Raw genomic sequence first — 25,139 nt, 5'->3', positions numbered from 1 at the left:
ACCGGCCCCTGTCGTTTTACTATGGCGCCCTGCGCGCTAAGTGTCGGCGCGCTCAGGCACGTCGATGGCTTACTTGCCGCCGACGGTTTCCAGCACGGTCCACTTGCCGTCCACGACCTTGTACAGCGTGATCGAGCCGTACTTCAGGTCGCCAACGTTGTCGTAGGCCAGCTCACGCGTGGTCACGCCGGGCATGCTCGTCTTGGCCAGTGCCGGGAGGTACTTGGCCGGGTCCGTCGAGTTGGCCTTTTTCATGGCCGACATCATGGCCATTGCGCCGTCGTAAGCGTAGGGCGAGTACGTTTCCGGGCCTGCACCGAACTTGGCCTTGTAACGCGACTCGTAAGCGGCGCCACCGGGCATCTTGTCGAGCGGCAGACCGGCGAGCGAGACCACCGAGCCGTTGGCGGAGTCGCCTGCGATCTTCAGGAAGGCGTCCGACTTGACCATTTCGCCCGCCATCAGCGTGGCCTTGATGCCGAGTTCGCGCATTTGCTTGGCGAGCGGGCCTGCCTGTGCATCGGCACCGCCGTAGAACACCACATCCGGGTTGGAGCGCTTGAGGTTCGTCAGAATGGCGCGGAAGTCCACGGCCTTATCGTTCGCGAACTCACGGCGCACGATCTTGCCACCGGCAGCTTTGGCGGCCTTTTCGAACTCATCAGCCAGACCCTGACCGTAAGCGGTGCGGTCGTCGACGATGGCGATGTTCTTGAAGCCCAGCTTCTTGACGGCAAACGTACCGACGACCGAACCCTGCTGGATGTCCGACGTCATCATGCGGAACGTCGTCTTGAAGCCCTGCTTGGTGTATTCCGGGGCCGTCGCCATGGCGATTTCAGGAATACCGGCCTGCGCGTAGATGCGCGACGCGGGAATGGTCGTGCCGGAGTTGAAGTGGCCCAGCATGCCCTTGATGCCGTTGTCGACCAGCTTCTGTGCAACGAGCGCGCCTTGACGCGGGTCGGCCGCATCGTCTTCGGATTGCAGCACGAACTTCACCGGCTTGCCTTCGATGGTCGGCTTGGTGGCGTTGTACTCGTCAACGGCCAGTTGAATGCCGTTCTGCATGTCCTTGCCGTAGTGGGCCTGTGCGCCCGTGAGCGGTGCGGCAAAACCCAGCTTCACTTCCTGCGCCTGTTGCGCGTTAGCCGCGCCAAACGCGAGCAGCCCCGCGACTGCGACGGCGCTAGCCGTAAGCTTCGATTGCATCAACCCTCTCCTTGCATGTGTTTGTCGTTGAGTGGCGTGTCTGCGGGATCGCCGCGGCACGCCTTTCTTGAAACGCCGTCAACATCGGGCCGGTTGACCCGACGCGGCATCAATCGCAATCAAACGCAAAATGCGTCCGACGCGGCAGTATTGGATGGCTGCTCGCGCCGGTCAAGAGGGAGAAATTCCGATAGAAGGTGCTACCGCCTTATGGCGAAGGTTGCGCCACCGGCGCATCGGTGCCACCGCCGATGACTTCGCCGGTCGATTTGCCTTCGCGGATGTCCTTCAGAATCGTTTCGGCGGCGGCGTAACGGGCCAGTACCTCGGCGCTCGGCGCACGATCCAGTCGGCTGACGACATACAGTGCCAGACCGCCTAGTGCGAAGCCCGGCACGATCTCATACAGGTCGAACCAGCCGAACTGCTTCCAGATCAGGACCGTGGCCGCCCCGACCACGATGCCCGCCAATGCCCCGTTACGGGTGACACGCGGCCACAGCAGGGTAGCCAGCACCAGCGGACCGAAGGCCGCCCCGAAACCTGCCCAGGCATAGCTGACCATGCCCAGAACGCGGCTCTCCGGATCCATCGCGAGCAGCACGGCCACGACGGCCACGGCCAGCACCATCGCGCGGCCGATCCACACGAGACGCTTCTGGCTCACCGGCCCGCGCGCAAAGGTCTTGTAGAGGTCTTCCGTGAGCGCGCTGGAGCACACCAGCAACTGGCACGACAGCGTGCTCATGACGGCTGCGAGAATCGCGGCCAGCAGCACACCCGCAAGCCACGGCGTGAAGAGTTGCGTCGTGAGCGCCATGAAGATGGTTTCGGCGTTCGTCTGCACGCCCGCGCCCAGTTCGGGGCGCGCGCTATAGAACGCCAGCCCGAAGAAGCCCACGGCCACCGCGCCCGCCAGACACAGCACCATCCACGTCATGCAGATGCGACGCGCTTGCGGAATCGCTGCCGCCGAGCGCGCGGCCATGAAGCGCACCAGAATGTGCGGCTGGCCGAAATAGCCCAGGCCCCAGGCGAGCATCGAGATCACGCCGATAGGCGCGAGATCGCCGAACCAGTCGGTGTGTGCGGGATGCACGGCGGTGACCGCCGAGACCGCCGCCACCGGTCCACCGTCGATGGTGATGACGGCAATCGGCGTGACGACGAGTGCTGCGAACATCAGCGAGGCCTGCACCGTGTCCGTCCAGCTCACGGCAAGGAAGCCGCCGATGAAGACGTAAGCGATCGTCGCGACCGCGCCGATCCACAAGGCAGTGTGATAGTCGAGTCCGAACATTGTCTCGAACAGACGTGCGCCTGCCACCACGCCCGAGGCGCAATAGATCGTGAAGAACGTGAGAATCACGAGCGCCGTGACGATGCGCAACACGTGACTACGGTCGCCGAAGCGTTGCGTCAGGTACTCGGGCAGCGTGAGCGCATTGCCACAGACTTCCGTGTGTACCCGCAGTCGTGCCGCCACGAGACGCCAGTTGGCCCACGCGCCGATGGCCAGACCGATGGCAATCCAGACTCCGGACAGGCCACCCACGTAGATCGCGCCGGGCAAGCCGAGCAGCAGCCAGCCGCTCATGTCGGAAGCGCCTGCGGACAGCGCCGTGACGAAGCTACCGAGGCGGCGTCCGCCCAAAATGTAGTCCGAGAGGTTGTTGGTCGATCGGTAACCGAGCCAGCCGATCACCAGCATCAATAGTAAATAGACGGTGAACGAGACCGCCGTGGGATTCCAAAGGGACATGTTGCCTCCTTGTACGGCTCAGGAGCGCGCCGTGCCTGTCTTCCGGCATGACGAAAGGGGCAAACGCGTGCTGATGACCGCAATGGCCGACGATACGTGTCGTCGGCACGGGTTAACCGCTCGAAGGCGGTGAGACGCGTTATATGTCGGGGGCGGGCGCGACGATACCCCGAATTCGCTCAAATTGCGCATGTACGCAGCTAGCGGCAAGACGACGACGCAAATGAGGTAACCGTAGTGCGCAGGAATTACAGGCGGTATCGCGGAGGCTGCGGCGAGCGCTGGGAGCGGTCTCGTGTGAGACGTTTGAGGCGGGTGTTGATGTGACGACGTGTCCCGGACTCGGGATGAAATCGGTGCGTTAGCGGGGAAACGACGGAGTGAGGGCGGGAAACGGCACCGCCAGATTTAGGACGAATCCGGGAGGAGACGTCGCTAAATCCGGCGGGATGACATCGATGAATCGAAAGATCAGCCGATGGTCATGAGGTTGGCGTTACCGCCAGCGGCGGCCGTGTTGACCGACACCGAGCGTTCGCACAACAGACGTTCCAGCGCGTAGTCGTCGCCAGCCGCCAGTGCCTCGGGGGCGAGGCCCTGCATCGACAGAATCGGACCGTTGCGTGTGGCGATGCGGCGGTTCAGGGTGCGCAACTCGTCGCTGTCACCCTCGAACAGCACCGCAGCCAGCGCCGCTTCGCTCGCGGCGTCCGCGCCAGCGGCCAACACCGATGCACGCCCCTTGAGCGTCGCAGGCAGCGCACCCACGAGTTCACGGGCGGCGGCGCTGTCGGTGAAGACTGCGTTGTTACCCGTCGCCAGCACGGCCGCGAGTTGCGTGCGTGCACCGAGTGTCGTCGCCGCCACGCACAGCACCGGGCCGCGCGGTTCCAGGCCGTACGTATTGCGCTCGCCGGTCGGACCCGGCAGCACGGCAGTGGCGTCGAGTGCGGACGTCGCCAGATAACGGTCGACGCGATCGATGGCGGGGGCGCTGTCCGCTTGCTGACGCAGCCAGTCGCGGTAGTTCACCAGCGGCGAGAGCGCGGCTTCGTTGCGGTTCAGCTCCGGTGCGAGGGCGGCAGGACGCGTCGCCAACAGTCGCGGCAGATACATCGGACCGCCCGCTTTCGGACCCGTCCCAGACAAACCTTCGCCGCCGAACGGCTGCACACCGACCACAGCGCCGATCACGTTACGGTTCACATAGACGTTGCCGACGTGCGCACGCTCCGTCACGTAAGCGATGGTCTCGTCGATCCGCGTATGCACACCGAACGTCAGGCCGTAACCCGTGCCGTTGATCTGGTCGAGCAGCTTGTCGAGTTGCGCGCGCTTGAAGCGAATCACGTGCAGCACCGGGCCGAAGACTTCGCGTTGCAGCGCCTTCAGGTCGGTCAGCTCGATGAGCGTCGGCGGCACGAAGGTGCCGTGACGAGCGGCGTCCGGCAGCGTCAGTTGTTCGACCGGGAAGCCCTTGCCGCGCATCTGTTCGATGTGACGGGTGATGCCGTTCTGCGCTTCGGCGTCGATCACCGGGCCGACGTCGATGGACAGACGATCCGGGTTGCCGATGGCAAGCTCCTGCATCGCGCCCTTGAGCATATGCAGCGTCTTGTCGGCGATGTCGTCCTGCAAGCACAGCACGCGCAGGGCCGAGCAGCGCTGACCGGCCGAGTCGAAGGCCGAGGCGAGCACGTCGTACACGACCTGTTCGGGCAGTGCCGACGAGTCGACGATCATGGCGTTCTGACCGCCGGTCTCGGCGATCAGCGGGATCGGACGGCCATTGGCGTCCAGACGATCGGCCAGCGTGCGCGCGATGATGCGGGCGACTTCGGTCGAGCCGGTGAACATCACAGCCTTGGTGCGAGCGTCGGCAACGAGCGCAGCACCGACGGTCTCGCCCGTACCCGGCAGCAGTTGCAGTGCACCGGAAGGCACGCCAGCGGCTTGCATGAGGCGCACGGCTTCGGCGGCGATGAGCGGCGTTTGCTCGGCCGGTTTGGCGATGACCGGGTTACCGGCCGCGAGCGCCGCAGCGACCTGACCGACGAAGATGGCGAGCGGGAAGTTCCACGGGCTGATACACAGGACCGGACCCAGCGGACGGTGCGTGTCGTTCGAGAAACCCTGGCGGATCTGTGCGGCGTAGTAACGCAGGAAGTCGACGGCCTCGCGGACTTCGGCCACGGCGTTCGGAAGCGACTTGCCCGCTTCACGCACGCACAAGCCCATGAGCGTGGGCATGTGGGCTTCGAGCAGGTCGGCCGAGCGCATCAGGCAGTCGGCGCGTTCTTCGACCGGCGTGGCTTGCCAGATCGGCGCCGCCGCGACGGCGTGCGTCAGCGCCGCTTCCACATCGGCGGACGTCGCTTCGATCACCTGACCCACGATGTCGCGCAGGTCTGCCGGGTTACGTACAGCGCGCGGCGTGCCTGCCGTGCGCTCGCCGTCGCCCAGCATCGGCGCGGCGCGCCACGGGGTGCCAGCACTGGCGAGCAGGGCCGACGACAACGAGGCCAGACGGTGTTCGTTCGAAAGATCGAAGCCCGACGAGTTGGCGCGCGACGTGCCGTACAGATCGCGCGGCAGCGGAATCTTGGCATGCGGTGCGCCAAGCGGTTGCACCTTCTCGGCTTCGGTGATCGGGTCGGCGATCAGTTCGTCGACGCTGACGGTTTCGTCCGCAATTCGGTTGACGAACGACGTGTTCGCACCGTTTTCCAGCAGACGGCGCACGAGGTAAGCGAGCAGCGTTTCGTGCGTGCCGACAGGGGCATACACGCGGCACGGTCGCGCCAGTTTGCCTGCGGCGATGGCGCCGACGACTTCCTCGTACAGCGGCTCACCCATGCCGTGCAGGCACTGGAACTCGTACTGGCCGGGGTAGTAGTTGTTGCCCGCAAGGTGATAGATCGCCGACAGCGTGTAAGCGTTGTGCGTGGCGAATTGCGGATAGATGGCATCCGGCACCGCGAGCAGCTTCTTCGCGCAGGCGAGGTACGACACGTCCGTATAGATCTTGCGGGTGTAGACCGGGTAGCCTTCGAGGCCGTCGACCTGCGCGCGCTTGATTTCGGTGTCCCAGTAAGCACCCTTGACCAGACGCACCATGATGCGGTGACGGCTGCGGCGTGCCAGATCGATGATGAAGTCGATCACGAACGGGCAGCGCTTCTGATACGCCTGCACCACGAAGCCGATGCCGTTCCAGCCCGCCAATTCCGGATCGAAGCACAGCGCTTCGAGCAGATCGAGCGAGATTTCGAGGCGGTCGGCTTCTTCGGCGTCGATGTTCAGGCCGATGTCGTAAGAGCGGGCCAGCTTGGCCAACGCCTGCACGCGCGGCAGCAGCTCGGTGACCGTGCGCTCGTGCTGGCTGCGCGAGTAGCGCGGATGCAGTGCCGAAAGCTTGATCGAGATTCCCGGGCCTTCGTAGATTCCGCGTCCGGCCGACGCCTTGCCGATGGCGTGAATCGCCTGCTCGTAGCTGGCGTAGTAACGCTGTGCGTCTTCTTCCGTCGTCGCGGCTTCGCCGAGCATGTCGTACGAATAGCGGAAACCTTGGGCTTCGTACTTACGGCTGTTCGCGAGGGCTTCGGAGATGGTCTCGCCAGTGACGAACTGCTCGCCCATCAGACGCATGGCGATGTCGACGCCCTTGCGGATGAGTGGTTCGCCGCCACGGCCGATCAGGCGCGTGAGGGCCTTGGTCAGACCCGCCTCGCTTGTCGTGGTGACGAGCTTGCCCGTGATCATCAGGCCCCAGGTTGCGGCGTTGACGAACATCGACGGCGAATTGCCCATGTGGGCGTGCCAGTCACCCTTGCTGATCTTGTCGCGAATCAGCGCGTCGCGCGTGGCCTTGTCGGGAATGCGCAGCAGCGCTTCTGCCAGACACATCAGCGCCACGCCTTCCTGGCTCGACAGCGAGAATTCGTGGATCAGGCCTTCGACGCCCCCGCCGGTGCTCTTGCCGCGCAGGGCGACGACGAGCTTGCGGGCGAGATCGGACGCCAGCGTGGCCGTGGCCGGTGCAAGCTTGGCCTGACCGACGAGCACAGGCACGCACTCAGGTTCCGGGCGACGGTACGCGGCCGTGATGGCCGCACGCAGCACCGATTGCGGTTGCACGTTCTGCGCGAACTCCAGGAACGGATGCGGCACGGTGTCGTCGCCGGCATGGCCGTCGATCACCTCGGTGCCCGACTGGGTTGCACCGCTTAGCTCGGGCGGCAGCGCGCCGCTTTCGATGCGCTCCAGATAAGCGAAGATCGCCTGTTTGATGAGCCAGTGAGGGGTGCGCTCGATTTGCTGGGCGGCCGTCTTGAGACGAGTGCGCAGGATATCGTCGACCTTGACGCCGAGAGTGGTATTAGCCATGAGAAGGGACCCTGATGACGCGAAAACGCAAAAATGCGTGACACCCATAGCGGGTGAATGGCGGCATCGTAACCGGGTTTCGAAAGAGGTGCAACCAGAGTCAAAATTAGGGTTGCACCCCAGTACTGCTCACAGGTTAACCAACGGCGCGTTACTTATGGTCAGTGCCGTATGTCGTGCCCAGATACTCGGAGATCAGCTTGACCTGATCTTCGGGAATCGGTGCGCCGTAGACTTTCACCATCTTGGTCACTTCGGCGTGCCAGAACGCGGACGGCATGGGCGGCTGCGAGTTGATGTAGTCGATGGAGTGGCACATCACGCACCATGCGCTGGCGGCTTGATGACCTGCCAGCGTCGACGCCTTGAGTTGCGACGTTTCCTGCGGCAGCTTGATGTCGAGCGCATGGGCGGGGACTGTGGCCGTCAGGCCGACAACACCGAGCAGGCCGCAAAGGCCGGACAGGAGGGCGGTGCTGCGCGTCAATTTCGAGAAGTTCATGATTGTCCCCCGCCTTAAGCCGCGACCACGCGCACGGTTTCCACCCCGTTGCGCAGATAGCCAGCCGGATTCCACAACGACTGCAGCGGTTGCGTGACCCCTGCGCGATTCGTCGCCCGAACTTTCAGAACATACTCACCGGCTTGCGGCGGGGTGAACGACGCCGTCCATTCGCGAAAGGAGTACTTCGACAGCTCGTTGCCGAGCTTTGCGGCCTGCCATGTCTGGCCGCCGTCGGTAGAGAACTGTACGTCGCGAATGCCTTCGCCGCCGTCGAACGCAATGCCGCGCACCCGCATCGGCTTGCCCGCCGCCACTTGCTGGCCGTCGCTGTGACTGGTGACGAAGGAGCGCACGGTGAAACGTCCGATCGGTTTGGTCTTCTCCGGTGCTTTGCCCGGTTCGACACAGTTGCAGTCGTTGTCGGGAATGCGGTACGCGGTGGCCATCCAGAAGCCGTCGAACACCTTGTCCACGACGTTGATGTCCGCCAGATGCTTGACCCAGTACGTGCCGTAGTAGCCCGGCACGACGAGTCGCACCGGAAAGCCGTTAAGCATCGGCAGGTCTTTGCCGTTCATCGCGAATGCGACCATGACTTCGCCGTCCATCGCGTGATCGAGGTCGAGCGCTTTCACGAATTCGGGCGTCGCCGGGACGATCGGGCGGTCGAGGCCTTCGAACGTCACTTGTTTCGCGCTGGCGGAAACACCCGCGCGCTCAAGAATGCGCTTGAGCGGAATGCCGCGCCAGCGTGCGTTGCCCATCGCACCGTTGGCGATCTGGCCGCCACCCACGCGAGGCTCGAAGAATCCCCGGCTGTTGCCCGAGCACTGATGCACGGCGACGAGTTCGACCGGCGCGCCGAAGTCCTTCTTGAGCGATGCCAGTGAGATGTCGAGCGGCTTCGCGACGCTGCCGCCGACGCGAATCCGATGCTTCGCCGGATCGATGTCGGTCGGAATGCCGGCCAGGTGATAGCGCACGAAGAAGGCGTCGTTCGGCGTGATCAGACCGTCGTTGAACACTTCGAACGGCGTTTCCAGTTGCGGTGGACGTGCGGTCAGCCGGATCAGCGGACGCTTCTGCGGATACGCGACAAGTTCGCGCTCGCCGTTCGCGAACGGCAGCGTCACCGTCTGCGGCGCAGTCGTGGCGGCGAGTACATCGAGTGCGCGGCCCGCGAGGCTCGCCCCGACACCGAGCGCACCGGCACGTCGCAGAAATCGACGGCGCGACACCTCGGCCACAACGGACTCGGCCGGTGACTCGGAGAAGGCGTATTCGGGAGGAACGAGAGAGGATGCGGCTTGCGGCGCCGTGGGGGCGGCGCTCCGGTCGTGCGACTTCATCGGATGTCTCCTGTAGGGACTTCTTGTCGTTCAAATGCAGTGCAGATGACGTGAACCGTTCGACGTGCAGCGTTCTTATGGCCGCATCGTCGGAGATTCTTTCAATGTTGTCAAATTTCCGGAACGCTGTATACCGATTTATATTTCGAGAGGGTCGACTTCGAGATGCCAGCGAACGGGCGCTTTCAACGCGCGTAACTCGCTCATCCAGTGGGTGAGGAAGCGCTGGAGCGCGCCCCGGTGGGGGCTCTCGACCACCAGCTGCGCCCGGTCGGTGCCTGCGATGCGGACCATCGTCATGGGGACGGGGTCCCACAAAGAGATGCGCGGGTCGTTCAGCGCCGGGGTGGCGGCGATTTCGCGGGCTTGCTTCAGGAACGCCATGGCGTCGTCGAGCTTGCGGGCTTCGGCGCGCAGGAGGGCCTGATGGGTGTACGGCGGCAAGAGTGCGACGCGGCGCTCTTCGAGTTGCTGCGCGGCAAAGCCCGCGTAGTCGTGGCGCATGAGCGACGCGAAGAGCGGATGCGACGCATAGCGCGTCTGAATCAGCACGTCGCCGGGGCCGTCGGCCCGCGCGGCGCGTCCGGCGCGGCCCGACACCTGCATCAGTTGCGCGAAGAGCCGCTCGGCCGCCCGGAAGTCATGGGAAAAGAGGGCGCTGTCGGCGTTGACCACCCCCACCAGCGTGACGTTACGGAAATCGTGCCCTTTGGCCACCATCTGGGTGCCGATCAGGATGTCGACCTCGCCCGCATGCACCTGCGCGAACAGGGCCTGTGCGCTGCCTTTGCGACGCGTGCTGTCGGCGTCGATTCGCGCGAGCCGCGCGTCGGGGAAGTGTTCGGCGAGCGCTTCTTCGATCCGTTGCGTGCCCCGTCCGAGCGGCGCCAGATCGAGATTGCCGCAGTCGGGGCACGCATGAGGAATACGCGATTCGGCTCCGCAATGGTGGCAACGCAGGCGACGCTCAGGTTTGTGCAGGACCATGTGCGCGCTGCATCGGCGGCAGTCGCTGATCCATCCGCAGGCATCGCAGTTGAGCACGGGCGCGTAACCGCGACGATTGAGGAACAGCAGGCTTTGCTCGCCCGCTTCCAGTCGCGCACGGATGGCCGCGAGGAGCGGCTGCGACAGCCCTTCGTGGACGACGCGCTGACGCTTGCGCTCGATCTCCATGTCGATGAGCGACACGCGCGGCAGCACAGCGTCGGGGGTGGCGCGCTCGGGCATGGCCAGACGCACGTAACGACCTTGCTCTGCACGGTTCCAGCTGTCGAGCGATGGTGTGGCCGAGCCGAGCACCACAGGGATACGCAGGCGGTTAGCTCGCCAGATGGCGAGGTCGCGCGCGGAGTACCGAAGGCCTTCCTGCTGTTTGTAGGACGGATCGTGTTCTTCGTCGACGACGATCAGCCGCAGGTGGGGCAGCGAGGCCATCACCGCCAGACGTGTGCCGAGCACGATGCGCGCTTCGCCACGATGGGCGGCGAGCCAGTGCCGGGCGCGCTCGCCCTCGGCCAGTCCGCTGTGCAGGGTGACGAGCGTCTCGTCGGGGAAGCGCGCGCGGAACACGCCTTCGAGCTGCGGCGTCAGGTTGATTTCCGGGACGAGAACGAGCACCTGAGCATCGCGCACGTCCCGCGTATGCAACGCTTCGGCGACCGCGCGCAAATAGACTTCGGTCTTGCCGCTGCCGGTGACGCCGTAGAGCAGAAAGGGCGGGCACGCGGGGGCGTCGTCGGCGTTCGTCGTCTGATCCAGACGCTGCGCGCCAGCGGCGATCAGGGCGTCGTGAATGGCACCTACGGCGTCCGCCTGTCCGACGGTAAGCGTCTTCGTGCCGAGCGGGCTGGCGCTGCCGGTGTCGTCGTCCAGCACTTCGGCGAGAGCGGCGCACGACGCGTCGCCGACGTCGGTAGCTTCGTCGCCCTCTGCGCCCTCTGCGTGCTCTGTATCCTCTACCTCGCTTGCGTCCCCGACATCGCGCACCGTTTCATGCAACGGCACGGTCTCGACGACGACCCATCCGGCGGCGGCCCATTGTTTGAGCACGTCCGCTGCCTTCGAACACAATGCCTTTGCTTCGTCGGCATCGAGCGTGCCCGCCTGCGCAAGCCCTTCGGCGAGTCGTCGTTGTGCACGCAGTCGCGCCGGGACGTTTTCCATCAGTGTGGACAGCGCACCGTCGGCGATGCGAAACCGTTGCACGCCGCGCTGCGCAAGCAGACGCGGCCAGCGCATCGGCGTGCGCAGGTGGCCGGGGATCGCGGGCAGTGCGACTTCCCCAACACCGCGCTGGTAGTAACGCGACGCGAACTGCATCAGGTCGCGCCAATCGTCACCGAGCGGCGGCAATTCGTGCCAGACAGATGTCACTTCGCGCAGCTTCGCGGGCGCAACTTCGCTGCGCTGCGTCAATTCCCAGACAACGCCCACAACCTGTCGTCGTCCGAACGGAACCTGCACCAGCTGACCGGGGCTCGCGGCCTGATCCAGACGGTAATCGAACAGCGTGATCAGCGGCGTATCGAGCGCAACGCGAGCGATGGCAGGCGTACCCGCACGGGGCGGGGCCGCCGGAGCAAGTGCATCGTCGTGCGATGCGTCGCTCGGTTCGGAGAGGTCGTCGGCGCGGGTCAAACTTAAAGTGAATCCTGAGAAGTCTCGGTAAACCCCGGATTTGAGTCGGCTTTCCGGCAGCTTCGAAACGCTTGTGGATAACTATGTTGAGAACTGTGGGGATTATGGCTCGCCAGCCTCGCTGCACGGCCCTCGCGTCGCTTGGACCCCCGACTTTGCTTGAATCAAAATCGCTTTTTGATCAATAGCTTATGAACGGCGTCGACGGTGCCTTGTCGAGGTCTCTCACTTGCCGCGGCGCAGCGAGAATTTGTGCATAAGTCTTCGGGACAACTCCGCAAATTGGAGGGGTTCTTCGACTGCTTATCCCTTGACATTCCCCACTTGAAACGGCGGTTGGGTTTGCAGGGCGAAATACCCCGCGAACCCGCGTCCTCGCTTGCGCGGATTTTTGATCACGCGGTCTGACGCACCTTTCGGCTATAGCTGTGTACCTCGTCCACGAGCGCTGCCACGTGCTCGGGGTTGGTGAATTGCGAGATGCCGTGTCCGAGGTTGAAGACATGGCCTGGCGCATTGCCGTACGCGTCGAGCAGTCGGCGCACCTCGGTGCGGATGGCGTCGGGTGCGGCAAACAGGGCGGTGGGGTCGAAATTGCCTTGCAGTGCACAACGCTCGCCCACGCGACGACGGGCCGCCGCCAGATCGACGGTCCAGTCCAGACCGATGGCATCCGGGCCGGTGTCGGCGATGGCTTCGAGCCACTGACCACCGCCCTTGGTGAAGACGATGTGCGGAATGCGCGCGCCGTTCCATTCGCGGTGCACGCCTTCGAGCGCCTTCTTCATATAGGCGAGCGAGAAGCGTTGATACAGGCCGTCGGCCAGTGCGCCGCCCCAGGTGTCGAACACCATGATGGCTTGCGCGCCCGCTTCGATCTGGGCGTTGAGGTAGGCGGCGACGGCGCGTGCGTTGGTCTCGAGGATGTGCGTCATCAGATCGGGACGCTCGTACATCATCGTCTTGACGGTGCGGAAGTCAGCGGAGCCTTGCCCTTCGACCATGTAGCACGCGAGGGTCCACGGGCTGCCCGAGAAGCCGATGAGCGGCACGCGGCCGTTCAGCGCGCGGCGGATTTCGCTGACCGCGTCGAACACGTAGCGCAGACTGTCCAGATCCGGGGCCTGAAGGCGGCGCACGTCGTCTTCGGTGCGCAGCGGATGCGCGAAGCGCGGGCCTTCGCCCGCTTCGAACGACAGGCCGAGGCCCATGGCGTCGGGGATCGTGAGAATGTCCGAGAACAGGATCGCAGCATCGAGCGGGAATCGCTCAAGCGGCTGAAGCGTGACTTCGGTGGCGTAAGCAGGGTTCTTGGCTAGCGCCAGGAAGCTGCCGGCCTTGGCGCGGGTCGCGTTGTATTCGGGCAGGTACCGGCCCGCCTGACGCATCAGCCAGATCGGCGTGTACTCGGTCGGCTGGCGCAGCAGGGCGCGCAGGAAAGTATCGTTTTGCAGAGCTTGGGACACGTCGCAGGGAGGGTCGGTTGGTTTTGGGCAAGCGGCCATTTTACTCGGGTATCCGGGGGCTGGTCGCGGGCCGGGCTGTTATGCCGCAGATAAGCGCCTGGGAGTGACGTGCGCTCTGGCGTCGATTTTTTTGCGCGGGTTGGCGGCGTCGCGCCCGAACCCGTAGTATGGGAGGCCCACGCGCCGCCGCAGACGGCGCGGGAAACTTGTGCGTCACAACGCCAGTAAAACAATACGGAGACAAGCATGACAGTCATGAAGACGGCCGCCCGCGCGGCCTTCATGGCGGGGACGGCGCTCGCCGTCACTCTCGCCGCCGGTATCACGACAGCCACCCTCGCTCAGGCACAGTCCGCAACACTCCAGCCTTCCGCCGTCCACTCCCGGCTCGACGACATCGTGAAGTCGGGCACCCTGCGTGCGTGCGCGACGGGCGACTACAAGCCCTATTCGTTTCGCCGTCCGGACGGTCAGTTCGAAGGCATCGACGTGGATCTGGTCGCCTCGCTGGCGAAGTCGCTCGGCGTGAAGCCGGTGATCGTTCCCACGACCTGGAAGGCGCTGATGGACGATTTCACCGCCGGAAAGTGCGATATCGCCGTCGGCGGGATTTCGGTGACGCTCGACCGCGCCGCACGCGCCTATTACAGCAAGGTGGTCATGATCGACGGGAAATCACCCATCGTTCGCTGTGCCGACGTGGCGAAGTACCAGACGCTCGCCGATCTGAATAAACCCAGCACGCGGGCCATCGCCAACCCCGGCGGCACCAACGAACGCTTCGCTCGTCAGTACCTCCCCAACGCCACCCTCACCATCTACCCGGATAACGTCACGATCTTCCAACAGATCGCCGACGGGAAAGCCGATGTCATGGTCACGGACTCCTCCGAGACGCTGCTCCAGCACAAGCTCAATCCCGCTCTGTGCCCTGTCAATCCCGATAAGCCGCTTCAGTTTGGCGAGAAAGCCTACCTGCTGCCGCGTGGCGATGACGTCTTTAAACACTACGTCGATCAGTGGCTCAACCTCGCTCAGAAAACCGGTGAGTATCAGGCTGTTGTCGATAAATGGCTGAAGTGAGTCGGTAAGGCCAACGCCTCTCCCTCCCCACATCACAGCGACACCGAAGCAAGGGGGGCGCTCACCTCCGTTCCACTACCTTTAAGTCACTGCGGTGAGCGCCCCCCTTGCTTCGGCCTGCCTTGCCCAGGGCCAGAAACCCCCTCGGTCTTCTGGGCCTGTCGCTCTTTTTTCTTTTTTCCTTTATCCCAACCACTCTCTCAGGCGCTGGGCCGCGTCGTGCATCACCATCCTCGCCTGCGGTACAAACGGCTGCAATCTCGCAAAACTGTGTGTGAGGCCCGCCGCTTCGATGATCTCCGCCCTTGCGCCCGTCCGTGCGACGAACTGCGCATATTCCACCGCCTCGTCATGCAACGGGTCATACTCCGCCGCAATCACCAAACTGTTCGGCAACGGATGACGCGGCGCTTGCGCCATCAAATTCACCCGGACATCGTCCTGCGCCGGTTCTACGTCACCCAGAAATTCCTTCCAGTACCAACGCATCTCGTCACGCGTTAATCCCACTCCGTCCGCCAGGCGCTCATAACTCGGCGTGTCGAACCGATACTGCACCACCGGGTAAATGAGCAACTGAGCACCCACCATTCCAGGATGCTTGTCGTTGAACCACGCCGCCGCCTGCGCCGCCAGATGACCGCCCGCACTGTCGCCTGCGACCGCCAGACGGTCAAGACTCACGCCCAGCCGCGCGCGCTGCTCCGCCGCCCAGGCAAGCGCTTCCCGCGCATCGTCAACCGGCGTCGGGAACGGGTGCTCCGGCGCCAGACGGTAGTCGACGCTCAAGACCGCCACGTCCGCATCCTGTGCGAGCAGGGCCGCCACGGTGCCATGCGTGTCGACGTCGCCGACCACCCAGCCACCCCCATGGAAGTACACGACCAGCGGGACGCTGCGACCCACGGGGCGATACAGGCGCGCCCGCAGGTTACGGCCCGGCAAAGGAATGTCGAACGTCTCGCTGCGCAAACCCGCCGGTAACGGACGCAAGGCCTCGACCGCGACGGTCGCGAATTTGGCCCGGACTTCCTGCGGCGTCGGTGCGGGCGCGTTTTCAGGGGTGGGGTACTTACGCGCCATCAGGTCGTAGTACGCGAGCAAATCGGCATCGATGGTCATGGCAGCAAAAGGTTGGCGTTTTAGGTGGAGCGAAAGACGTCGGAATTTCTTGTTTTTCGGGACGTGGCGATGCGACGGTTTGTCGGTCACCGACCTGCTTTGGCTGACTCGGCTAACCACCGCCCTGCATCAGCCAACGTTGATGTTCGATCTTCACGCAGCGGTCCATCACGACATCCAGACCCGCCGCCAGCGCTACAGCAGCGGCTTCGTCGTTCTCGATGCCCAACTGCATCCACAGACTTGTCGCGCCGATGTCCACGGCTTCCTGCGCGATGGGCGGAATGTCCGCACTGCGTCGAAAACAGTCGACCATCTGGATGCGCACACCTTCGGCCCGCAAGGCGTCCGCGGCCTCGCTCAAGCTCGCGTAAACGGTTTCGCCCAGTATCGTTTCGCCCGAATCCGCCGCCTGCGGATTGACCGGCACGATCCGGTAGCCGTGCTGCTGCATATAGCGCGATGTGGTGAAACTCGGCCGGTCCGGCCGCGGCGACAATCCCACGACAGCGATCACCCGATCCCGCGCCAGAATCTGCCCCAGTCGTTCAATGGTTTCCATTGGTCAATTTGTTGCCACGCACAAAGACCGAAAGTAGCACATTGCAACCGACGACGTGCAAGTCGCGAAACCTCACGGAGGTAAGCCCGGGCAGGGGAATAGCGGATGGTTGTCGGGCTTGACCGCAGATGAATTCCGAGATGTCGACAAGGTGACGACGAGATGCTTTATCCGGTGAGTTATTTAGGATGACCAACAAATATGGGTAGTTTGTGTCTCTTCCGAAGTCCTTGTTGGACAAGGCTCTCAGGCGTGCCGTTGCGACGATGGAACGCTCAAGGTGTTACAACCTGAAACACTTTGTTACCCCTCCGGCCAAACCTTTCCACCACAATGCATCTCAACGCTGAAGTGCTTATCCCCCGGTAACACAGCAGCGCGACTGTATCGGCAAGAGGCGTCCCCCGGCGCGAATTGCAAGTGGTTCGATGCAGTGCTCCGAATCTGGTCTCCTCGCGCTAACCCCGTAGCGTGTGGTTTTGGCGGGCCCGTGTGTCCCGCCATTTTTTTTGCCTGCTTCGTCCTACATCTTTCCTAAGACTTTCTCCGACGTTTCCAGACGTTCCCCCGACGATTGTTTCGACGTCCGATTTATTTTTCGGAAATCGATTCACGCCTGCGTAAAACGTCGTCGCGTAGTCGCATCAGCGCGACGCCGTCGCTCTGAGCCATGGCTTGAGCCAGCCCAGTCCTGCACGGGTCTCGCCCTGCGGACGGTACTCGCACCCCACCCATCCCGCATATCCCAACTCGTCCAGCAACCGGAACAGGAACGGGTAGTTCACTTCGCCTGTGTCGGGTTCGTGCCGTGCAGGCACCCCGGCGACCTGCACATGCCCGATGTGGCCGATGTACTGACGCAGCTTCATCGCCAGATCGCCTTCGACGATCTGACAGTGGTAAGCGTCGAACTGGACTTTGAGATTGCCAGCGCCGACTTCCGAGCGGATGGCATGCGCCTGATCCTGACGCGTCAGGAAATAGCGCGGAAAGTCGCGCGGATTGATCGGTTCAATCATGACAGTAACGCCGTGCGCCGCCGCCTGCCCCGTCGCATACGCGAGGTTCTCGACAAACGTGGCCCGGCAACGCTCGGGTGACTCGGTGGCATCGGGGCAGCCTGCCATGACGTGCAACTGACGGCAGCCGAGGGCGTCGGCATAGTCGAGGGCGAGTTCGATGCCGTCGCGAAACTGCGCCTCGCGTCCGGGCAGCGCAGCGAGGCCGCGCTCACCACTGGCCCAGTCGCCCGCCGGTGCATTGAACAACACCTGCGTAAGGTCGGTGTCGTTCAGACGGTTCCGGATTTCCTGCGCCGGATGCTCGTACGGAAACAGAAATTCGACGCCCCGGAAGCCATCGCTCGCCGCTTCGCGAAAACGGTCGAGAAACGGCACTTCCTGATAGAGCAGGGTGAGGTTCGCAGCAAATCGCGGCATGGCAGTCTCCGTCGCCGACTACGGGCGGGGCAAGGTGGGCGGATGCCCCTCACGATATCACTGCCCGTCGATCTGGGGCGCTGCCACGCTGCGCAACTGGAACCGTCCGTCGTTATTGAACAGCCACGTCTCGACAGCACGGACACGTCCACTGCTGTCGACCAGCGCCCGGCTCGGTGCCGGGAGCGGACTCGCTCGTCGCAGGCTCGCGATGGCGATGCGCTCGGCCTCGTGATCGTCGTTGCTGCGATAGAGCGCCACGCCGGTCACGTTGCCATTGCGATCCACCCAATATTCGAGTGACACCACGGAGCGCAACATCGGCTGTGGGTTGCCGGGCGTGATTTCGCGCGCGTTGACTTCGGCGATGCGTCGGGCCGCGGCGATCTTGTATTGATCGAGACCCGTGAGCGGGGCCTGACCCGTCGGAAAGTTCAGGATGAGCGGCTTCTTGGGCTCGAAGTCCGGATTGGCGCAGCCGGTCACCAGAAGCGTGCAGGCAACGGCGACGGACCCGACGAGAACGGCGGTGCAAGGGATGCGAGCGATGCGAGTAATGCAAGCGGTACGCGGCAAATGCCCGCACCGGGAAAGTTGCGTATTCATGACTTGTCTCCCGCAACGATCGCGACACTATTTCTTGTTTTGGCTACCGGTGTTGCACGAACGGTATCTGCGCCCGGCGCATGGCGCGGGCGAGACACCGTCCAGAATTACCGAGCTTACCCGGCGCGTGTGCCGAACGACCAGTTCGGCATCAGGGCGTTGGACGCCAGATTCTCGTCCTGCAATTTGCGTGCAGTCTCCACGCCCGCGACGGGCAACCCCTTCGGGTCGAGCAGACCGATCTGCACCAGCACGCTCGCCTGATCCCAATATATGTGTTCGTGCTCCAGTTTGTCGCCCCGGAATCTCACTATGGCGACCAACGGAATCTCGACACGGCGTCCCGTCGGCTCGACCCCCGGCAGCATCCAGTCAACCGGCGTCGTATGCGTGAAGCAAAACAGCAGTTCGTCGACCAGTTGCGTCGCGCCGATGGTCCGTGAGATCGGAATCAATCTGGTATCTGGCGGATTGCTGTTGACGAAGTGATTCCGGTAGAAGTGCGCCAGTTGCTGGTGACCCACGCCGCCGGTCATCGTCGGAATGTGATTGACGTAAGGCTCCGCCACCATCGTCTTCATGAGCGGGTCGATCTCGCGAATGGCGAACTCATACGCGCAATGCGTTTCCCAGAGCGCCGCGAAGTCGAAGTGCGGTCCAACGACGTTGCGGATCGCGGCGATGGTGCGTTGGTGCGCAAGTTGCGTGGCCGGACGGTTGAAGTGGTCGCCGGGACGCGCGAACGCGTGATCGGCGTCCGGATAGCTGTAAAGGGTGACGTTGGGATGCTTGCCGAGACGTTCGGTCAGCGCGTCGCGCACTTCTGCGGGCGCGTATTTGTCGAGTTCGGCGATGTGCAATACGAGGGGCGGATGCTCGCCCGCGAGCTCTTCGACATGCTGCTCCAGCCCCACGCCGTAGTACCCGACCGCGACATCCGCACTCGTTCGCGTCACGGACAGTGCGGCGAGCTTGCCCCCCAGACAGTACCCGACCACGCCCACGCCGCCGACGCATTCGGGCAGTGCCCGCAGCGTGTCGACGGTGGCACCCACGTCCTCCATCCCGAGATCGACGTCGAAGCTCTGGAACAACGCGAACGCGCGCTGCCAGTCACTGGACGAATACCCAAGCTCGATGCCCGGCTCGATGCGCCAGAACAGATCGGGGGCCAGCACGACATAACCCTCTTCGGCGTAACGATCGGCGAGTTCGCGGATGTAGGCGTTCACCCCGAAGATTTCCTGACACAACACCAGTCCTGGACCTTTGCCTGCGCTAGCCCCCTTGTTGTCGGGCGTTGCCAGATAGGCCTGAAAGGTCTTGCCGTCGCGTGACTTGATGCTGATGAAACGTCCTGCCATGTCGTCTTCTCCTGTAAGTCATGGGAATGCTGTGGGGAGTCAGGCAATGAAATCGGGCTAGCTTCGGGACCGGCGCTGCGCGCTCAGGTGTCCGTGAGTAGCGGCTTCCGACGATACCATGCATACTCGGAGCGCACGTTCCAGGCGTGACCTGCTGCGGTTTACTGCCCGTTGCAGCGTCGTGCCGGACGCTTTTCGAACGCATTGGAGTGACCATGATTACCGTCTACCACAACCCGCGCTGCTCGAAGTCGCGCGAAGCGCTGGCTCTCGTTGAAGGCTCCCCGGCGGGCCACGACCTGCAAATCGTCGAGTATCTGAAGACGCCGCCGACGCTTGCCGATCTCAAGCGTCTGCATCAATTGCTGGGCGTGCCCGTGCGCGAGATGATTCGCAGCAACGAGACGGAATTCGCGGAGCTGGGACTCGCCGATACGGCGCTGAGCGACGACGCACTGCTGGCTGCGGTGGCTAAGCATCCGAAGCTGTTGCAGCGCCCCATCGTCGTGAACGGCAACAAGGCGGTGATCGCACGGCCGCCGGAGCTGGTCAGCCGCGTGCTGTAAACGAGTGGAGGAACGGCAGGGGCGGTAGGGCAGGGACTTGATGCCCGCCCTGCGCGTGGGATTAGCGATGCGCCGTGCTGTCCTTGCCGGGGCCGGTGGCCGGGGATTCGGCGTCGTCCGCGGCGGATTCCGCTGACTCGGCGCCTTCGGCTTGCGCCGCCGCTTTCGCCGCGGCCGAACCGAACACCGGTGCATCGGCATTGGCCGTCAGGCCCGCGCCACGCCAGCCGGGTAACTCCGCGAGCGTCTTTTGCTGTTCGCGCAACTCCGCGAGCATGTTGCAGAAGAGCGCGCCTTGCTCCAGCGCGTCGTCCAGCGCCACGTGCGTGTGCGGCAGCGGGTCGAGCCAGACCTGCGGCAGACGCGGCTTGATGCACTTGCGGTACGGCATGCCCGTCATCGCAAATGCGAGCGTCTTGATATCCAGCGCCGACCACGAGAACGGGCAACGGCCGACGAATCGCATCATGTACCAGAACATGAACGTGAAATCGAAGCCCGCAGGATAGGCCACGAATACCGGCTTGCCGGGCAACTTCTCCACCCACTTCACGTACGCCTTGAGCGCCTTGGCCGGGTCTTCCGGATCCACGCGACAGGCCGCCCACGCTTCCGGCTCGGTCTTCCACCACTTCATCGTGAGCGGGTGCCCGTTGGCGTCGGGCAGACATTCCAGGTTGGCGCTGAACGTGCCGATCAGTTCCTTATCGGCCGTGTACGCAGCCGACGCAAAGCTGAGCATCGAATGCGGACCCGGGATCGGGCCATCGGCCTCGACGTCGGTACTGACGAAAATCTCCTCGTCCACAGGAATGATGCGCGATGGGGTACGGGACATCGCCTCGCTCATGAAGCGCTCCGGGCGAGCACGGCATCCGCGACATATGGGTTCGTCTGACGCTCCTGACCGAACGTCGACACCGGCCCATGACCCGGAATGAACGTGACGTCGTCGCCCAGCGGCCAGAGCTTGTCGCGAATCGACGCGATCAGGTCGGCGTGGTTGCCGCGCGGAAAGTCGGTGCGCCCGATGGACCCGGCAAACAGCACGTCGCCCACGCTGGCCAGCCGTTCGTCCTTCGAGAAGAAAACCACGTGACCCGGCGTGTGGCCCGGGCAATGGAAAACGTCGAGCGTGACCTCACCGAACGTGACGGTGTCGCCGTCGCCCAGCCAGCGATCGGGCGTGAACGGCTCCGGCTCCGGAAAACCGAAACGCGCGCTTTGCGCCTCAAGCTGGTCGATCCAGAAGGCGTCGTCCGGATGCGGACCTTCGATGGGCACGTTGTATTTGGCAGCCAGTGCGCCGGTGCCACCACAGTGATCGAGATGGCCGTGCGTCAGGAAAATCTTTTCGAGCGTCACACCCTGACGTTCGATCTCACCCACGATCCGGTCGATGTCGCCGCCGGGATCGACCACGGCAGCGCGCTTCGTGGCGTCGCAGACGAGCAGGGTGCAGTTTTGCTGGAAGGGCGTGACGGGTATCAGGGTGACGTTCATTGGGTTATCGGGGACGCAATTCGGGGGACGCAATTTTTGTCTATTGTATTCGGCCACGCGTGCCGTCGCCCGCAGCGCTGTCCCGTGAGCTGCGCCATATGTCGCTCTGTACGTCACGCAATACGCGTGACGGGCCGGTGCGCGGGGCCGCAGCGTCTTGCTGGAAAGGCTTCGGAATAGGCGCATCGGACGTGAACGCCCAATTCGAGGTAACGCTTTGTAAACAAGTCTCAACGCGTAAGTGAACGCTCGCTGTTAGGTTGAATTATGTGACGTGTTAGACTTGCGGGCTATGCGAACACGCGACATGCTCACACGGTTCGCGGTCTGCTGCGCCCTCGCCCTGACGTTGACAGCCTGCACAACGCCGCTCGAACCCCCCAGCCAGACGGCTGCCGCCACTTCGGCGACAGGCGCGCGCGCCCGTGCGCGCGAAGCCAATGCACCCGTCGGGTCCAGTTTCGATTTGCAATGGCCGGGCCGGTCGTATCGCAACGAGGGTCTCAACCCCGGCGATCCCGATGCCCCCGAGCGTGATGGCGAAGCGCGTCTGCGTGCCGACGCAGGCACCTTTTTCCAGACGGGCATGGCATCGTGGTACGGCAAGAAGTTTCACGGCCGCCGCACCGCAACCGGCGAAGCGTTCGACATGAACGAACCGACCGCCGCGCATCCGACATTGCCGCTGGGCAGCTTCGCGCTGGTGCGCAACATCGCCAATAACAAGACGGTGGTCGTGAAGATCAACGACCGGGGGCCGTACACCCGCAATCGCATCATCGATCTGTCATTCGGCGCGGCGAACCAACTCGACTTCATTCGCGCGGGACACGCCAAGGTCGAAATTCGCCGCCTCTCGCGCAGCGAAGTCGCCGCACTCGGCCTCGACGACGCCAGCAGCGCGCAGAACAACACCCCGAGCAACACGCAGTAATTCCTTTGGCCGACACATCGATCGGCAGCATGCGCATCGTCTCCATCGTCACCAATCCCGAACGTCATTCCGAATTCCCTTCGGATGTGTCTTAAAAAGCGGGACGTCTGCCCGGCGTTTGTTGTGCGAACGACGCACATTGCGGGTGAAATGCGCCGCATTCTTTCTATTTTCATTGCATCCCATTGGCTGAACGCCTCGCACGAACGTGCGCGCATCGAATTGTGCACGACCGAATCGGCTAATTTTTTTCCGATTGCCGCATAAAAATGCCAGTGTTTGGGCGCAATCCGATGTTCCACGGGCGTCCCGGGAAGTTGCGTTGGCAACCGTTGTTCGCTGCCGGGGATGTGGGTAGACTGTGCCCCACGCGCAGGTGCACGCTTTGTGTGCATCCGAAAGAGGCCCGCCGAGACCCGGGCACGGCGCACCTATCAAGAAGCATTCCTGGAGGAGTTTTGATGTCGACGATGGGCAAATACGCCAAGCGCACCGTGCTGTGCGCGGTGGCCGCAACGTTGTTGGGGACGACCGGCGCGGCATTCGCGGCGGAGACGAAGTCGGTGGCCGTCGTGGCGATCGTGGAACACCCGGCACTCGACGCCATCCGTGATGGCGCGCGCGACGAACTCAAGGCCGAAGGTTACGAGGTTGGCAAGAACCTCAAGTGGGAATACCAGAGCGCACAAGGCAACACGGGTACGGCAGCACAGATCGCCCGCAAGTTCGTGGGCGACAAGCCGGATGCGATCATCGGCATTGCAACGCCGACGGCTCAGGCCGTGGCCGCTGCCACCAAGTCGGTGCCGCTCGTCTACTCGGGCGTGACCGATCCGGTCGCCGCACAGCTGGTCAAGAGCTGGGATGCTTCGGGCACCAACGTGACCGGCGTGTCGGACAAGTTGCCGCTGGACAAGCAGGTCGCGCTGATCAAGCGTGTCGTGCCGAACGCGAAGAAGGTCGGCATGGTGTACAACCCGGGCGAAGCCAACTCGGTCGTGGTCGTCAACGAGCTGAAGAAGCTGCTGCCGGCTGCCGGCTTGACGCTGGTCGAAGCGGCTGCCCCGCGTACCGTGGACATCAGCTCGGCCGCGAACAGCCTGGTCGGCAAGGTCGACGTGATCTACACCAACACGGATAACAACGTCGTGTCGGCATACGAGTCGCTGGTGAAGGTGGCCAACGACCGCAAGATCCCGCTGGTGGCTTCGGACACGGACAGCGTGAAGCGTGGCGCCATTGCGGCACTGGGCATCAACTACTATGACCTCGGCCGTCAGACGGGCAAGGTCGTGGGCCGTATCCTGAAGGGCGAAAAGCCGGGCGCGATTGCCTCGCAGACCAGCTCGAATCTGGAACTGTTCGTCAACACGGCGGCCGCCGAGAAGCAAGGCGTGAAGCTGTCGGACGATCTGGTGAAGGAAGCCAAGACGGTCATCAAGCAGTAAGCGACTCACCCGCGACTCACGCGCACCGCGACGGTTATCCCGCTGTGGTGGTGTATGCGTGACACCGGTGCTGCGGGCTGACGCCCGTAGCATCGGCGAGCGACAGGGCGGCGTCCGGACACGATCTGTCCCCGCCGCTCTTTTCCTATCGAACGGGCGAGATGGCTCCCCCCGAAACGCGGTCGCACAACGACCGGCTATGACCTGAACTGGCCGACTCGGCCGTGCGGGCGCCGATGCCGAGACCCGGCATGGGCCGTCTTGCGCAGTGGAATTACGAACATGTCCTTTTTCTCGATGATGGGCGCTCTGGAGATCGGTCTGATCTTCAGCCTCGTGGCGCTCGGGGTGCTGATCTCCTTCCGCATCCTCAATTTCCCCGACCTGACCGTAGACGGTAGCTTTGCGCTTGGCGGCGCAACGGCGGCCATTCTGATCGCGGGCGGGGCCAATCCGTTTGTCGCAACGCTCGTCGCCATGGTGGCCGGCGCTGTGGCGGGCTTCATCACCGGCTGGCTGAACGTGCGCCTGAAAATCATGGATCTGCTCGCCAGTATTCTGATGATGATCGCGCTGTACTCGGTCAACCTGCGTGTAATGGGTGCGCCGAACGTGCCGCTGATCACGTCGCCGACGGTGTTCACGATGCTGCTGCCGGAGAACGCCCCCGACTGGCTGCCGGACTATGTGCTGCGTCCGCTGCTGCTGCTGGTGGTCGTGGCCGTGGTGAAGCTCGGTCTGGATTACTTCTTCTCGTCGCAGCAAGGTCTCGCGATGCGTTCGACCGGCGCGAACCCGCGCATGGCGCGTGCGCAGGGTGTGAACACCGGGCGCGAGATTCTGGCGGGCATGGCGCTGTCGAACTCTCTCGTGGCACTCGCGGGCGCGTTGTTCGCGCAGTCGCAGGGCGGCGCTGACATCTCGATGGGGATCGGTACCATCGTGATCGGCCTGGCGGCCGTGATCATCGGCGAGACGATTCTGCCGGCACGACGCCTCATCCTCACCACGCTGGCTGTGGTCGTCGGGGCCGTGCTGTACCGCTTCTTCATCGCTCTGGCCCTGAATAGCGATTTCATCGGTCTGAAGGCGCAGGACCTCAACCTGGTGACGGCCTTGCTCGTGGCGGTGGCACTCGTGCTGCCTGCGACGCGTCGCAAGCTGTTCCCGCGCAAGAACGGAGGTGCCTGAT

19 protein-coding genes are annotated in these 25,139 nt (G+C 63.7%); 5 read left to right on the top strand and 14 right to left on the bottom strand.

Going from position 1 to position 25,139, the window contains the following annotated elements:
• Positions 1–69 precede the first annotated feature (69 nt).
• The 7 genes from NA29_RS24635 to hemE all read right to left on the bottom strand — a co-directional run bounded on the left by NA29_RS24635 (position 70) and on the right by hemE (position 13,320).
• A complete protein-coding gene (locus NA29_RS24635; RefSeq protein ID WP_039393941.1) occupies positions 70–1,212 on the bottom strand; it encodes a branched-chain amino acid ABC transporter substrate-binding protein in 1,143 nt (380 codons plus the stop codon).
• Positions 1,213–1,420: 208 nt separating this feature from the next.
• Positions 1,421–2,974: a sodium/proline symporter PutP gene (gene putP / locus NA29_RS24630; protein ID WP_039393939.1), complete on the bottom strand. Its 1,554-nt coding sequence runs from the start codon at positions 2,972–2,974 to the stop codon at positions 1,421–1,423.
• Positions 2,975–3,445: 471 nt separating this feature from the next.
• The gene (gene putA, locus NA29_RS24625; protein WP_039393935.1) at positions 3,446–7,360 is read right to left on the bottom strand and encodes a trifunctional transcriptional regulator/proline dehydrogenase/L-glutamate gamma-semialdehyde dehydrogenase; all 3,915 of its coding nucleotides are present in this window, start codon (positions 7,358–7,360) and stop codon (positions 3,446–3,448) included.
• A 151-nt stretch (positions 7,361–7,511) separates the two neighbouring features.
• A complete protein-coding gene (sorB, locus tag NA29_RS24620; RefSeq protein ID WP_039393933.1) occupies positions 7,512–7,862 on the bottom strand; it encodes a SorB family sulfite dehydrogenase c-type cytochrome subunit in 351 nt (116 codons plus the stop codon).
• A 14-nt stretch (positions 7,863–7,876) separates the two neighbouring features.
• Positions 7,877–9,214: a SorA family sulfite dehydrogenase catalytic subunit gene (gene sorA / locus NA29_RS24615; RefSeq protein ID WP_231965112.1), complete on the bottom strand. Its 1,338-nt coding sequence runs from the start codon at positions 9,212–9,214 to the stop codon at positions 7,877–7,879.
• Positions 9,215–9,352: 138 nt separating this feature from the next.
• Complete coding sequence (locus NA29_RS24610; protein ID WP_072633381.1) at positions 9,353–11,854, bottom strand: primosomal protein N'; 2,502 nt, start codon at positions 11,852–11,854, stop codon at positions 9,353–9,355.
• 395 nt (positions 11,855–12,249) lie between these two features.
• The gene (gene hemE / locus NA29_RS24605; protein ID WP_039393931.1) at positions 12,250–13,320 is read right to left on the bottom strand and encodes a uroporphyrinogen decarboxylase; all 1,071 of its coding nucleotides are present in this window, start codon (positions 13,318–13,320) and stop codon (positions 12,250–12,252) included.
• A gap of 255 nt (positions 13,321–13,575) precedes the next feature.
• On the opposite strand from hemE, the gene NA29_RS24600 reads away from it, so the two are divergent.
• On the top strand, positions 13,576–14,403 hold the full coding sequence (locus NA29_RS24600) for a transporter substrate-binding domain-containing protein (protein ID WP_039401692.1): 828 nt from the start codon (positions 13,576–13,578) through the stop codon (positions 14,401–14,403).
• Positions 14,404–14,586: 183 nt separating this feature from the next.
• On the opposite strand, the gene NA29_RS24595 is transcribed toward NA29_RS24600, so the two are convergent.
• From NA29_RS24595 to NA29_RS24575, 5 genes are all read right to left on the bottom strand, one after another.
• On the bottom strand, positions 14,587–15,525 hold the full coding sequence (locus NA29_RS24595) for an alpha/beta hydrolase (protein WP_039393927.1): 939 nt from the start codon (positions 15,523–15,525) through the stop codon (positions 14,587–14,589).
• Positions 15,526–15,637: 112 nt separating this feature from the next.
• Complete coding sequence (locus NA29_RS24590; protein WP_039393924.1) at positions 15,638–16,087, bottom strand: CoA-binding protein; 450 nt, start codon at positions 16,085–16,087, stop codon at positions 15,638–15,640.
• A 644-nt stretch (positions 16,088–16,731) separates the two neighbouring features.
• On the bottom strand, positions 16,732–17,526 hold the full coding sequence (otnI, locus tag NA29_RS24585; protein ID WP_039393923.1) for a 2-oxo-tetronate isomerase: 795 nt from the start codon (positions 17,524–17,526) through the stop codon (positions 16,732–16,734).
• Between the two features lie 57 nt (positions 17,527–17,583).
• A complete protein-coding gene (locus tag NA29_RS24580) occupies positions 17,584–18,132 on the bottom strand; it encodes an energy transducer TonB family protein (protein ID WP_052252370.1) in 549 nt (182 codons plus the stop codon).
• Positions 18,133–18,248: 116 nt separating this feature from the next.
• Positions 18,249–19,496, bottom strand: coding sequence for a dienelactone hydrolase family protein (locus NA29_RS24575; RefSeq protein WP_039393922.1), 1,248 nt, complete (start codon positions 19,494–19,496; stop codon positions 18,249–18,251).
• Positions 19,497–19,711: 215 nt separating this feature from the next.
• On the opposite strand from NA29_RS24575, the gene arsC reads away from it, so the two are divergent.
• Positions 19,712–20,062, top strand: a complete 351-nt coding sequence (gene arsC / locus NA29_RS24570; protein ID WP_039393916.1) for an arsenate reductase (glutaredoxin) — start codon at positions 19,712–19,714, stop codon at positions 20,060–20,062.
• 61 nt (positions 20,063–20,123) lie between these two features.
• On the opposite strand, the gene NA29_RS24565 is transcribed toward arsC, so the two are convergent.
• A complete protein-coding gene (locus NA29_RS24565; RefSeq protein ID WP_084104327.1) occupies positions 20,124–20,900 on the bottom strand; it encodes a 3'-5' exonuclease family protein in 777 nt (258 codons plus the stop codon).
• An 8-nt stretch (positions 20,901–20,908) separates the two neighbouring features.
• Positions 20,909–21,565, bottom strand: coding sequence for an MBL fold metallo-hydrolase (locus NA29_RS24560; protein ID WP_039393915.1), 657 nt, complete (start codon positions 21,563–21,565; stop codon positions 20,909–20,911).
• 307 nt (positions 21,566–21,872) lie between these two features.
• Between NA29_RS24560 and NA29_RS24555 the strand changes: the two genes are divergently transcribed.
• The 3 genes from NA29_RS24555 (at position 21,873) to NA29_RS24545 (ending at position 25,138) form a co-directional block, all read left to right on the top strand.
• A complete protein-coding gene (locus NA29_RS24555) occupies positions 21,873–22,499 on the top strand; it encodes a septal ring lytic transglycosylase RlpA family protein (RefSeq protein ID WP_095178582.1) in 627 nt (208 codons plus the stop codon).
• 461 nt (positions 22,500–22,960) lie between these two features.
• Positions 22,961–23,947: an ABC transporter substrate-binding protein gene (locus tag NA29_RS24550; protein WP_039393914.1), complete on the top strand. Its 987-nt coding sequence runs from the start codon at positions 22,961–22,963 to the stop codon at positions 23,945–23,947.
• A 282-nt stretch (positions 23,948–24,229) separates the two neighbouring features.
• Complete coding sequence (locus tag NA29_RS24545; protein WP_039393913.1) at positions 24,230–25,138, top strand: ABC transporter permease; 909 nt, start codon at positions 24,230–24,232, stop codon at positions 25,136–25,138.
• Position 25,139: the final 1 nt, after the last annotated feature.

Origin of the sequence: Pandoraea sputorum, from assembly GCF_000814845.2 — a bacterium.
Classification (GTDB): Bacteria; Pseudomonadota; Gammaproteobacteria; order Burkholderiales; family Burkholderiaceae; genus Pandoraea; species Pandoraea sputorum.
Note: the sequence above shows the minus strand (reverse complement) of the source record. Positions and strands in the feature narration are given on the sequence as shown.

What these genes read in the sequence shown, in the direction of transcription:
- NA29_RS24575 (WP_039393922.1), bottom strand. Translation starts at nt 19,496, where the DNA reads ATGGCAGGACGTTTCATCAGCATCAAGTCACGCGACGGCAAGACCTTT.
- otnI (WP_039393923.1), bottom strand. Translation starts at nt 17,526, where the DNA reads ATGCCGCGATTTGCTGCGAACCTCACCCTGCTCTATCAGGAAGTGCCG.
- NA29_RS24635 (WP_039393941.1), bottom strand. Translation starts at nt 1,212, where the DNA reads ATGCAATCGAAGCTTACGGCTAGCGCCGTCGCAGTCGCGGGGCTGCTC.
- putA (WP_039393935.1), bottom strand. Translation starts at nt 7,360, where the DNA reads ATGGCTAATACCACTCTCGGCGTCAAGGTCGACGATATCCTGCGCACT.
- sorB (WP_039393933.1), bottom strand. Translation starts at nt 7,862, where the DNA reads ATGAACTTCTCGAAATTGACGCGCAGCACCGCCCTCCTGTCCGGCCTT.
- NA29_RS24550 (WP_039393914.1), top strand. Translation starts at nt 22,961, where the DNA reads ATGTCGACGATGGGCAAATACGCCAAGCGCACCGTGCTGTGCGCGGTG.
- NA29_RS24590 (WP_039393924.1), bottom strand. Translation starts at nt 16,087, where the DNA reads ATGGAAACCATTGAACGACTGGGGCAGATTCTGGCGCGGGATCGGGTG.
- NA29_RS24600 (WP_039401692.1), top strand. Translation starts at nt 13,576, where the DNA reads ATGAAGACGGCCGCCCGCGCGGCCTTCATGGCGGGGACGGCGCTCGCC.
- putP (WP_039393939.1), bottom strand. Translation starts at nt 2,974, where the DNA reads ATGTCCCTTTGGAATCCCACGGCGGTCTCGTTCACCGTCTATTTACTA.
- NA29_RS24560 (WP_039393915.1), bottom strand. Translation starts at nt 21,565, where the DNA reads ATGAACGTCACCCTGATACCCGTCACGCCCTTCCAGCAAAACTGCACC.
- arsC (WP_039393916.1), top strand. Translation starts at nt 19,712, where the DNA reads ATGATTACCGTCTACCACAACCCGCGCTGCTCGAAGTCGCGCGAAGCG.
- NA29_RS24555 (WP_095178582.1), top strand. Translation starts at nt 21,873, where the DNA reads ATGCTCACACGGTTCGCGGTCTGCTGCGCCCTCGCCCTGACGTTGACA.
- NA29_RS24595 (WP_039393927.1), bottom strand. Translation starts at nt 15,525, where the DNA reads ATGACCATCGATGCCGATTTGCTCGCGTACTACGACCTGATGGCGCGT.
- NA29_RS24580 (WP_052252370.1), bottom strand. Translation starts at nt 18,132, where the DNA reads ATGAATACGCAACTTTCCCGGTGCGGGCATTTGCCGCGTACCGCTTGC.
- sorA (WP_231965112.1), bottom strand. Translation starts at nt 9,214, where the DNA reads ATGAAGTCGCACGACCGGAGCGCCGCCCCCACGGCGCCGCAAGCCGCA.
- NA29_RS24565 (WP_084104327.1), bottom strand. Translation starts at nt 20,900, where the DNA reads ATGTCCCGTACCCCATCGCGCATCATTCCTGTGGACGAGGAGATTTTC.
- NA29_RS24545 (WP_039393913.1), top strand. Translation starts at nt 24,230, where the DNA reads ATGTCCTTTTTCTCGATGATGGGCGCTCTGGAGATCGGTCTGATCTTC.